The sequence below is a fragment of the Pseudoalteromonas shioyasakiensis genome (assembly GCF_022398475.1).
In the GTDB taxonomy this organism is placed as follows: domain Bacteria; phylum Pseudomonadota; class Gammaproteobacteria; order Enterobacterales; family Alteromonadaceae; genus Pseudoalteromonas.
Map to the genome: position 1 here is coordinate 1 of NZ_JAKEVM010000142.1, position 11,054 is coordinate 11,054.

At 37.5% G+C, this 11,054-nt stretch carries 10 protein-coding genes; 4 read left to right on the forward strand and 6 right to left on the reverse strand.

What is annotated here, in order from left to right:
- Nucleotides 1-79 precede the first annotated feature (79 nt).
- Genes L1D51_RS18040 through L1D51_RS18055 form a run of 4 tightly spaced genes read left to right on the forward strand, consistent with a single transcriptional unit; the run spans nt 80 to nt 3,414 of the window.
- Entirely contained in the window at nt 80-412 is a 333-nt protein-coding gene (locus L1D51_RS18040) for a hypothetical protein (protein WP_036973899.1), read from the forward strand.
- 2 nt (nt 413-414) lie between these two features.
- The gene (locus tag L1D51_RS18045) at nt 415-1,062 is read left to right on the forward strand and encodes a hypothetical protein (RefSeq protein WP_239964432.1); all 648 of its coding nucleotides are present in this window, start codon (nt 415-417) and stop codon (nt 1,060-1,062) included.
- A 10-nt stretch (nt 1,063-1,072) separates the two neighbouring features.
- Nucleotides 1,073-2,056, forward strand: coding sequence for a conjugal transfer protein TraF (traF, locus tag L1D51_RS18050; protein ID WP_239964433.1), 984 nt, complete (start codon nt 1,073-1,075; stop codon nt 2,054-2,056).
- On the forward strand, nt 2,056-3,414 hold the full coding sequence (locus tag L1D51_RS18055) for a conjugal transfer protein TraH (protein ID WP_239964434.1): 1,359 nt from the start codon (nt 2,056-2,058) through the stop codon (nt 3,412-3,414). Before traF ends, L1D51_RS18055 begins: the two co-directional genes overlap by 1 nt.
- 421 nt (nt 3,415-3,835) lie before the next feature.
- Here the strand turns inward: L1D51_RS18055 and L1D51_RS18060 are convergent, their stop codons facing one another.
- The 6 genes from L1D51_RS18060 to L1D51_RS18085 form a co-directional block, all read right to left on the reverse strand.
- Entirely contained in the window at nt 3,836-5,275 is a 1,440-nt protein-coding gene (locus L1D51_RS18060; RefSeq protein WP_239964435.1) for an LAGLIDADG family homing endonuclease, read from the reverse strand.
- 380 nt (nt 5,276-5,655) lie between these two features.
- Nucleotides 5,656-6,132: a hypothetical protein gene (locus L1D51_RS18065; protein ID WP_239964436.1), complete on the reverse strand. Its 477-nt coding sequence runs from the start codon at nt 6,130-6,132 to the stop codon at nt 5,656-5,658.
- A 181-nt stretch (nt 6,133-6,313) separates the two neighbouring features.
- Entirely contained in the window at nt 6,314-7,000 is a 687-nt protein-coding gene (locus tag L1D51_RS18070; protein ID WP_239964437.1) for an FRG domain-containing protein, read from the reverse strand.
- 235 nt (nt 7,001-7,235) lie between these two features.
- Entirely contained in the window at nt 7,236-8,099 is an 864-nt protein-coding gene (locus L1D51_RS18075) for a DNA replication terminus site-binding protein (RefSeq protein WP_239964438.1), read from the reverse strand.
- A 513-nt stretch (nt 8,100-8,612) separates the two neighbouring features.
- A complete protein-coding gene (locus L1D51_RS18080) occupies nt 8,613-9,353 on the reverse strand; it encodes a hypothetical protein (RefSeq protein ID WP_162898091.1) in 741 nt (246 codons plus the stop codon).
- 461 nt (nt 9,354-9,814) lie between these two features.
- Nucleotides 9,815-10,924, reverse strand: a complete 1,110-nt coding sequence (locus L1D51_RS18085; protein ID WP_199529351.1) for a hypothetical protein — start codon at nt 10,922-10,924, stop codon at nt 9,815-9,817.
- Between the last annotated feature and the right edge of the window lie 130 nt (nt 10,925-11,054).

Genomic DNA, 11,054 nt, shown 5'->3' on the forward strand with positions numbered 1-11,054 from the left:
CACTTTGTATAGTTGCCAGTTTAGTGACCTTCTGTTTAAAATACAGCTTCATTGTTAATAATTTTTTATTGGTTGTGTTATGGAAAATCGAAGTCAATTTTTGGATGAAGCAATATCTATTCAAGTTAGTGCGTTGCTTCTAGTGAAACAAGCTGCAGTTGTAGATATTCAATTGGCTGCGCACCTTTTCTGTATTCAATCTGAAGCTGATGTGGTTGCTATACGTGATGCAAGTACAATGACATTGCAACGACTAGCTAGAGAAAAAACAGTTATTAACGCAGCATCGCTTGGTTTGAATGGAATTAAACAAATGCTAGATGCTATTAAAAGTGCTGAGAATAATGATTCTAAGCTTGGCAAGCTTAAAAACTTAGCTGCAAGTACCTCAATCGCTGTGGTGGGTAATTAATTATGAATGCAATTAGTTCAGAACTCATAGGTTTAGTGGATGGAAGAAGTGTTTCATATAATATAACAAGAGACATTTCACTGATTGTTACGCTGATGTCTCTTAATGCAAGACCAGCTCTTGTTGCCGAGCTCTTTCCTTATATCAAAATTGGACGCTATAAAGAAATAAAAAGGGAAGTAGACACTATTTCTTCTAAGCCATTTGAGTTCAAGAAAATTGCAAATTCAGTTGGTTATGGATGGGTTGATTCAAACCGCGAAGGCTTTTTGATAGCGAATCTGCTATTTAATGAAGCTAAAGCTCTGTACCCTAATTTTGATTTTGATAATGTTTTTGCAGATATGCTTGTTAATGTTTGTATAAGCTTTAATAAGCGCTTCCAAGATTTGGTCGACCCAATTGACATTAATCAAGTTAATTCATTGTTTTGTGGAATTTCTAAGCAGGACTTATACCCCAATAGATGCTCATGTGGCCGCTTTTATTTAAGAACAACCCAAAGTTTCACTTCTTCTTGTCCTTGGTGTCGTTGTGGTGTTAATCCTAAATCAGTGAAAACAATCAAACTTAAAAAAGTAAATATTCATCATTTCATTCAAGAGCAATCAGTTCGAGTACAACACACGCAAGTAGCTAAAATTTCGTAGGTTGAAAGGAATGAGATTCTATTTAAGTTTAACCATTGTAGCATTGGGAGTTATGAATGCTGGCTTTGTGTCTGCTAAAAGCTCACCGGTTTCTGGAACAGAAAAACCTAGTAGAGGATGGCACTTTTACGAAGATCCTCAGCTTGTAGATGAGGAAAAGCAAGAAGTTCCAAAGGCGCAACCTCATTCTGCACAGCCAAATGACAAGAAACAACCAGAAATGGTTGAAATTAATTCAGCGTGGTTGAAAGAAAACCTTCCTAAATTACTCAATACAGCTATTGATGATCCTAGTACAGAGAACATTTCTAACTATTATTACGCACAACGTTTAGCTATCGACAAAGCGAATGCATTTAGCGATCAAACAAAAGAATTTTTTATGTTTGAAGAGCAGCTTTCTGAAAGTAACCGCCGACCAAATTCAAGTAATGCGTTATTTGCTCATAAAGTAAAAACAAATAAAGATAAAGCCAAAGTGTTCAATTCTTTATTCGATAAAGCTGGGCTGTGGATGTTCTATCGTTCTGACTGCCCGTATTGTCACCAACAATTTCCTGCTATGGAGTCCTTAGCTAAGATTATGGGGGTTGATGTGTTAGCAATATCGATGGATGGCATTCTTTTAGATAAAGAGTTCCCGGGAGTTAAGCATGTGATCGACCCTAACATGACTTTGTCTCGAAAGTTTCAAGTGAACATTACCCCTACAACAATGCTTGTCTCAAATGATGGCCAACACTTTCAAACAATTAAATATGGCATGGCATCAGGTAGTGAACTTGTTCAAAGAGCACTCTATGCAGCAAAACGGATGAACCTCATTAGTGAGGAGCAATTCGTTAAAACACAAGAAGTAAAAGACATTCTTGTGTCAAAGGAGCCTTTGGTAGTTAAAAAGCAAAAGTTAGAAGACAACCCTTCAATTCTATCTGATCTACTCAGAAAACGGCTTAATGAGATTAACCTTTCAACGACATCAAAGGCTCAGTAATGTTTAAAATTAATAAATTAACAGTGCTAATTGCACTTAGCGCTTTGTCTCCATCAATTCATGCTTCAACTGTGATGGAAGATGTCTTTACTGAAGCTGTAACATTTCAAACGACAACTGCTACTTCATTCAGTACACCAACAAGAAACGGTATTAGTTTTGGTGGGGCTTCTTACAGAGTAAAAGGGGTAAGAGCGAATGTCATTAATTTTCAACCTCCGAAAATATCTGGAGGCTGTGGTGGCATCGATTTTTTTGCTGGAAGCTTTAGCCTAATAAACTCCGACCAATTAGTGCAAATGGGAAGAGCGATTGCACAAGGTGTACCATCATACGCCTTTAACTTGGCTTTAACTTCAGTTTGTCCCTCATGTAGTAAGTTAATGTCAGACCTTCAAACAAAACTTGATGAATTTAATCAAATGACAGCTAATGGCTGCGAAAAGGCTGTTGGATATTTGGGAGATCTAAAGTTAGATGACGGCACAAATGCAGTCGATACTTTCAAGAGCTCAGTGCAGTTTGGTGCTTTAGAAGGGCTCGCAAATGATGCTTCAGGTTGGTTAACAGATAGAGGTGAGGCAAACGCTACGAAAGGCGATACAGATAATACAGCTGTTAAAGCAGAAAAAAATGGTGTCGAAGTAGAAGTTAATACAGCTCATCATATTCTAGTGAATGCAAATGTCAGTGCTTATACCCATTCCTCAATCTCAGGTTTGGGTGGTGCAAACTTAAAAGATCTGATCATGTCGTTAACCGGTACAACTATTTCTAGAAAGTCTGGAAGCACAAGCTCGACCGATACCGGGATTGATGTAATAACTAAACCTGCAACTGTCTCATTAAGAGATATTTTCGAAGAGTCTGATACAGGCTCAATTAGAGTAATGAAGTGTGAAAGCACAGATCCAAATTGCTTAAACCCTATTGAACAAACTATCTCAAGCAGAGGCTTGAAGTACATTTTTGATGATATAGCAGAAAAGCTCGTTGCCAAAATTGATAAAAGACTGAATGTAGCTCAGACGGCAGATGAAATTGCACTACAAGCTATTGCAGATTTAAATGCTACAGAGTTAGTAAGCGCTTTAAAAAGCCCTCGGTTGGCCGCAAAGACATTATCATCAACAGCGCAGGAAGCTGTAGCTCAGCAAATAATAACGGTACTTCAGGAAGTACTTCATAACATCAAGTCAAATTCATCTGTAGGTGTATCACTAAAAGGGGCTGTTGCTAAACCATATATCGAATCACTGGATAAGCTCAATGATGATCTTGATAAAATGCGATACAAAATAGGTGAAGATTTGAAGTTGGTTGCTACGCCATATGCGGTTACCCAGGCAATGAAGTAATTTAAAATTAGCTGGTGGGTTTAATACTCATGTATGATTAAGTTGTTGTGTCAAAGCGCCTTAACAAATATATGATTTGTTAAGGCCTTTTTATTGAAGATTGCAAAGAGAGTACTCATTTAAAGTACGCTTAGAAAAATAGGCGAGTTAAATTAATACAATGTAGGCGAAATATGGCGGAATCTAGGGAACTTAGAAGCTTTGGGAATATGGTGATAGCTGTTATAGGTATAATTTATCTTTTGCATACCTACGTCACAAATAGGGTTGTTGCTCTTCTCAGTGATGGTACCCCAAATACAACATTAGTTTTACGAGGCTGTACATCAGTTGAATGTCATATCAAAGGTACATTAAGAACAGACCCAATATCTTTGGAAAGCTACATTTTGAAAAGTGATGGAACAAAGCTTTATTTTAATCACGATGAAATTTCAAGTTTGCCATGGCCAGTTATAGATGCCAATTCTGAATAAGCTTTAGTAATCTTACTATTCTGGTTAGAGACAGGATATAAGCGCTCTAACAAGGTAATACTAGCCGAGTTTGAATATTTTAATGATACGGTATTTTGATTGGTGCTAAATGAACCAGTAATTCCCAGCTGGCTCTTTATTTCATTATGAGCCCATTCGATGAACTGCTTTGAACCACTACATAAGCCAATACAAAAGCATTTATTATTTCTTTGGTAATATTTTCTAACCCATCCATCACCTTCAATATAGCCTGCAATAAATGCCAGTACATTAGTTGATTGAGAGAATTTAGGTGGGCTTAGAGTTAAACTTTTCCTTCGTACAATGCCAAATTGTTTTAGTGATTTAGCAATTACCTTAGAGGTAAATCTAAGTTCAACCATAACCGCGTTACTTGCAGAAATCCGGTAACTTAAGGTGTTACCAAAATCTAAATACTTAGCAAAATCGATCAAAATGGGCTCATTGTTAATGTGTTGAGAAAGGCCAATACGTTTATCACCATCAACCCATCCATCTGCAGCAATAAAGCCAGCCCAGAACGCACTTTCAATTGATTCTTCAGAAAAACATTCATCATTTACAGCAAAGCGGCCATAAGCGAGTTTTTTAACTTCAAACTTGGGATTAAATCCATCTTTACTGGCTGGAAATTGTTGAAGAAAGCTAAGGGTATTTGGGTACTCGTGGTTTTCTCCTGTGCGTTTTACATGAAGATTGCAATTGTATGTTTTGGGTAGCGGTGGAGACAATATAAACCCTCTTTTACTAACAATTTCTCTAAGCTTATTAAAATGAAAATATCTCTTTTCTTGTGATGTTTTTTTGTAACATTCAGCGCAACCGTGGTGTTTTTGGCTAAGTATAATTTCAAAACCAGTTTGAAATTCATTACCGCAGCGACATAAAAAAGTTGGTTTTAAATCTAGTAATGCAAGTTGCTGATTAGTTACTAGTGATGTCCAGTGCTTGAGATCTACAATGCTTGAACTTATAGATTTGGCGCACGCAGGACAATCGGTGAGGTGTTTATTGCTTCTAGGGGTTACTTTATCCTTATTTAAAAAGGGGTGAATTTTCTTGTTAATTAATAAACCGCATTTGTGCTTAAATATTGCGTAGCCTCCAACCCCTTTGTATGAATGTAGGCTATATTCCGAACCCTTGGCCAACATTAACCGTTCTTTTAATTCATTGATACTTAGTCGAGAAGACTTACCTTTTAACTTTGAATCGCAGCGGCCCTGGCAAGTAATGTGTGTACTACTCTTTAGAAGGGCATGCTTAATATTACTCAGTTTATGTGAAACTTTTTTCCCGCATTTCACGCCTGAGCCAAGGCTTTTGGTGCATATTAGGTCAATTTTATCTTTGCTAAGCAATATTAAGTTGCTTTGGTTCTCTACCTTCGCTAGATATTTATCGCACAATTTAAACTGGAATGTCTTACTGTCAAGGATAAGTTTTTGTAATTGCTCCAGTGTGAAGCTTTGTCCATTATCACAAAGAGGGCATGTGATTTGTTGAGACTTTAAAGAGCGGTTTACTAAGTACCGGGGTTTGGATTTAAAGTGTATTTGATGAATATTGCAAAATACACTTAATGAGGTATTTCGACTCTCGATAATTTCATTGTCCCCAGAATGAACAGTGAAACACGCTCTGTAATTGATATCTTTTTTTTGGGGGTGTGACTTGCACTCGATGGCAAACCTTTTAAAAAAGGAATTGAACTTTTCAATTGAAAGAGGGTACCTAAACATTATGAAAGTATCTTGATTTGGAGTCGCGCTGAATAAACTTTTGGCTTGGTTATTACGCAGATCTTTGAAATATCACCTAACGACACATCACCTCTAAAACCCACTTCTAAATTAGGGACTATATTACACCCATTAAGGCCATGGATTTTGCAATCTTCCCAAGAAATCAGGCTTGAATATTTTGTTTTTGAGAGCTCTAAAGCAACTAATCGACCAGTTTGATTTAAAATAGTAATAGGATTACAACTCCCCACATTACCTGTGCTCTTTTCAAGTTCTCTAAAATCGAAGAAGGAAACGCAACCTTTGGAAGCAAAGTAAGGTTTGTAACGCCCGAATGAAGAAGAGTACTTAGCATCAATGTTGGGTTTAATAGCTTTGTCTTCATATATCGACTTGAACGCTTCAAAGCTAGTGAAATGAACAATACTGCCATTAAAAAAGTTGATTAATTGATCTAAAAATAACGCTGACATATGTGCTTACCAAAGAAAATAAATCGTTATGATAAAAAATAAGTATAAGTGTATGAAAGTTAAAACCTTACTTTTTTAAACCTTATATAGATAAAAATGATTTATAGTAATTTTTCGGTAACAACGTGCTTTGCGGAAATTAAGGAGTGCCAACTAGTAAATTATCCGTAGAAGAACTTTGTTATACGCCATTGTGACGCCAATTTAGATACTTACATAGTCCTTCTAGATCTGGAAACAAAGTGTGACTATTTACACCATGCCTATCCAAAGCTTTAAGCATAGTTTTTCTAAAATCTTCTGGTACATGAATTTCAAAAACGGAACGCTTCATTTCCTTATTTTTCTCAAGCGCAACAAATTTATTATTTTTCAAAGAGTACTTGTGTGATGTGAACCACCCATGCTGCGCAACAATGCGAGGGTTGTTCAGTGTTGGTCTAAAAACCCTAGTGGAACCAGGGTCGAAAGGCCCTATATCTTCATTGTGCAAAAATTCATCGGCATACAGAACATATACATATACGTCCCCTTCTCTGTGATCTGAGCAAGCGAACCATAAAGCGGCCAAAGGATTGCTCGACCAATCCAATAAGCGAGTCTTTAATCCAAAATGCTGAGCCACTACAAGTAAATCCCAATCAGACATTTGCTCATTAGATACCAAAGCGCTGCCCATTCTTCTGAGCTCTTTCAGTGTTTCCATTTCAGATTCAGTAGTATTCTTTGTTGGAGTTTCTCGGCAGACACTGGGCAGAAGGTTACCTTGAACGGATTGCCCTCTAAATAATATAAGCTCCGAAGTTTCGTCAAGTTCTTCTATCTCGCGTATGTAGTCAGAAAAACTACAAACTGTTATCGAATCCATTGTTCTCATAAGTGCATGCTACGTTTGTAGCGAGAGAACCGCGCGTTTTTCTACCGCAGCGTCGCTCGCTTTTCAGAATGACTCATTTGTAACAAACTTCTTAACTAATTGCCAATCCAACTAAATTGGTACATATACGATTTATAAATGACTGTATATCTCAATTGGACTATTGATAAAATTGTGTGACACTTGATTCCACTATAATACGTAGGTACATAATACGTATAAGAATTTATTCATTCATTACATAAAGTCTCTTGATTAAGTAATTGTAATGTTCAGCTTCACTTGTTGACCTGATACAACTCTTTAATGGTGAGATCTTACAAGGCTCATCACCGAATACAATGATAGGTACATGGCCATAAAACATAACCGTGTTAGTGTCATCAGTGAAAGAGACGTTCAGCTTAGGTGTAATTGGCAAAGGTCTTTTCACCTTGATAATTTCGCCTGGTTTTGATTTTACTAATTCAATTTCTTTTTCAACCCATGGCGCCCATTCAGATCTAGTTTTGCCTGAAGGAGGGTTATCTTTACTGCCTTCTAAATAAGTAAGAAACTCTTCTTTGTTAATAGTTCTCATACTGTTTTTGTTACACCAAGTAAAACCAACTCGTTTAACTGGGCCATCAGCAACTTTGATCAGCCTGTATATTTGTAAGGTAATAGCGTTAGGGCAAATTGACTGTATTAGCTCTCGCTTTTGACCTTGATTGAGTTTGCTGCTGTTGATGAGCTCTTTTATTATCACTTTTTGTAAATTACATGCATCCACCAACTGTGAAGCTGATTGATAATGAATTGGCGCCAATTGGATAAAGCCGGGTAGTCTAAAAGGGTATTTAGGTGAGTGGTTATAATCTGGCGTAAACCGGGCAAAAGAACCTGTGGCCATACTTAATGCAGTAAAGCCGGTATGCTTTTCAGGGGTTACTAATTCCCAACCACTAGTATCGGACATGTCACCAGCTGAAGCTGGTAACTTATAGCATTCAGCATGAACCACCTCACATTCATGAAGGAATTGGTTAAGTGCTTCAGTTGCACTAACTAATTGGTTAAATGCAAACTCAACATCATTATACAAAGACATAGGTAATTCACTTAAGCGGTTACTTTCTATACCATCATACCATTTGTTGTATATAAAGCATACACCTCAGCATCTGCGTTTTTGTCCTTTGTTTATTTTATTTTTCTTTTATTTATTTTTATCTTCTTGAAGTAGGGCGTAACCCAATCAGGGCTATTCAATGGCACTAAGGGTGGGTGAGTATTGATTAAAGATATTAGTATGATGGTATAGATTTAACGTTATTAATTAAGGTAGCCGGAAATCTTAGAAATAAGGTATCTATTGTAGGAGAGGAATAAAGTTTCATGCAAATTGCTACTATCAAGTCCGAATCAAGCTACAACTGAGTATTAAAGTATCACACTCGTTGTAACTCACTTCTGGACAAAAACACGTTAGAGTATTTATTCGGTAGCGCCGCGTTAAGTGGTGAGCAACGCCAACCACTTAACCTCAACTATTGCACCTCAAACACTAAAACTGATTTGAACTCAAGTCTCCAAGCGTTGGGAATCCATCTTAAACGCCTTATTAGGCTTTGGTTGCTTTCAAGTCTTTTGCTTTAAACCCAATAACACCTGCCTTATAGCTACGAGTCCCTTTCACAAAAACATTTCTTACTACAAAACCTGACATAAAGTCTTGTTCAGTAACTTTCAGAGTTTGTAAAACTTCTATAACTGTTGACTCAGAGCGATTAATAATTTCAAACACATACATTCCCGATTGAACGCCACCAAATCTCACCCCCCAACGAGGGTCGTCTGTAACACGGGTGCTTTTTTCTCTTAAAGAAAAAAATTTACCCTGTGCATTTAACTTCCAACGACGCCCTTCTTTTGCACCACTAAGTTGAACCAGTGGTTCCAAAGTGGAAACAATATACTGTTCATCCAAAATAACACCGATTTGACTCCGGTGGTATGCGGGGGTCGTATATACGAGTAAATCACCAGATACACCGTCATTGTATTCGTGAGTTGCTATCCATTCTTGCTTCTGAGGAAAACGAACACTAGTTGGGCTAGAAAACGGAATGATTTCATAGAACTCAATAGTCTCGTAATAGCGAGTTACATTAAATAACTCATCACCAATTGATGCCGTTTTTTCTACATTATCAATCGACATTTCAGAATAGAACTTAGTAACTTTCTGCTCTTTAAAAACTTGCCTCTTAATTGGTGTATCGAGTTTTGAAGTATGGACTGAGTAAACACATCCTGATAACAGGAAACTCGCTAGAACTGACGTTAGAAGTTTATTACACATAGTTTTTATCCAAATTTACAACATCCTATAGAATATTGCACTCTAGGCAAGGAATTGCACAATTGCGAAGCCTAACATTTTATTATTTATGCGACACGCAGATTGTGTTGCATAATCGCTTGTTGGACTGAGCCGCTACCTGCTCGGTGGGTCAGAGTTGGTGTTGTTTATTCTATGGGAACTTGCTTTTTATGACCTAAACTATAGTAAGCCAATTTCATTGGTGCATCTGGCCTTATTTAAGCTTTCCCTGCACTGCTCAGTGTCAAACATTCTTCCATTACACCTAAGTTTAGCTAGATAAGCAACTATATTGTTGCACGTACAAAGCAGTCATTAAAGCATTTACCCTAACTTCTTTTGGGGCAAAAACACGTTAGAGTATTTATTCGGTAACGGCTCAAACACCAGCGCAGCTTTGCTGCATCCGCGAGCTTTGATTTGTTAGGCATTTTCTTAGTTTAATTTTCATCTGGAACCAACTCACCATCATATTTTTCTGCTGCATCAAGCACTGCAGCAAGAGCATCTTCTGGGCTAGCCCTTCCACATATTTTTTCCATCAACGATCTGCGAACATAATACCTAGATGGCAATTCTGGATTTTTGATATTTTGAAGGCCCTGAATAGAGCACATTGCCAATATACTTTGCATATTCTCAACCATCTCATCGTGCGATAACTCTATTTCATACGGGAGCTTTTCCAAGTGCGCTGCTTCTATAATTTCATCTATTACTGACTTTTTCCACACCGTCCCAATTTGAGGGTCTACATCTCCCTGAACTCCTATACGGCCCACATAGATACCTACGAGAATCACAGCTTCTTGGTTGAGTTGATATGTAGAGCCGCGAATTTGAATCCGCCCGTTAGGGTTGTAATACAGCACGGGAGAACCTGACATACCGCTTTTTGACGCACTATCGATGAGAAATTTTGGTTCCTTATTCCAACCATACTGTACAGATGAAGCTATTGTGGCCCGCTTCCAGACAGGTTGTGAATAAAAGTCCTTCACATTATGTGGATACCCTGGAATAAATAATTCCTCTGTCACATCAACGCTATCAAACCATTTATCAATCACTTCAGAGTTTGGAACAAGATAGCTTTGTATAGGGCATATTTCAGTAGTCCCACCGCCAGGTACTTTCATGATGGGGGAAAAACCAATGTCTTTATGTTTACCTGTTGAAAGGTATATTTCAGACAAAAAAGTTCCACTAGGGTCAAAAGGTATAATCGCTACATCCACTCGAGGATAATTTACAGGGTGGATATAAAAAAGTGATTTTTCTTCATCAACCAATTGGATTGTAATTGAGTGACGAGTCACCATACCAGAAGTAGGCTCATTGACGGCAAGATTAACTACTACGTTATCAGGTATTGCTGACTCATTTGATAATGGCTTTAATGTTTCAGAATGTCGACCGGCCAGATTATGCCAAGCTGTAACAATAAAGTAGTTTGATCCGTGCTTATAGATAACTCCTGAACCGATTGAAAGCTCAGTCTTTTTATATCTCATCGTTAAATGAACGACAGAATTACTAGCTGCAGCCAAACTTAACTCCTATATGGTTAGCTGAGGTCGGCACAATATGCCTAGCAGCTTATTGAACTCCATTTTGGTGGTTTATAACACACCAAAATGGCGTATATTACATACCATGATAATTTCACCAATAATTACC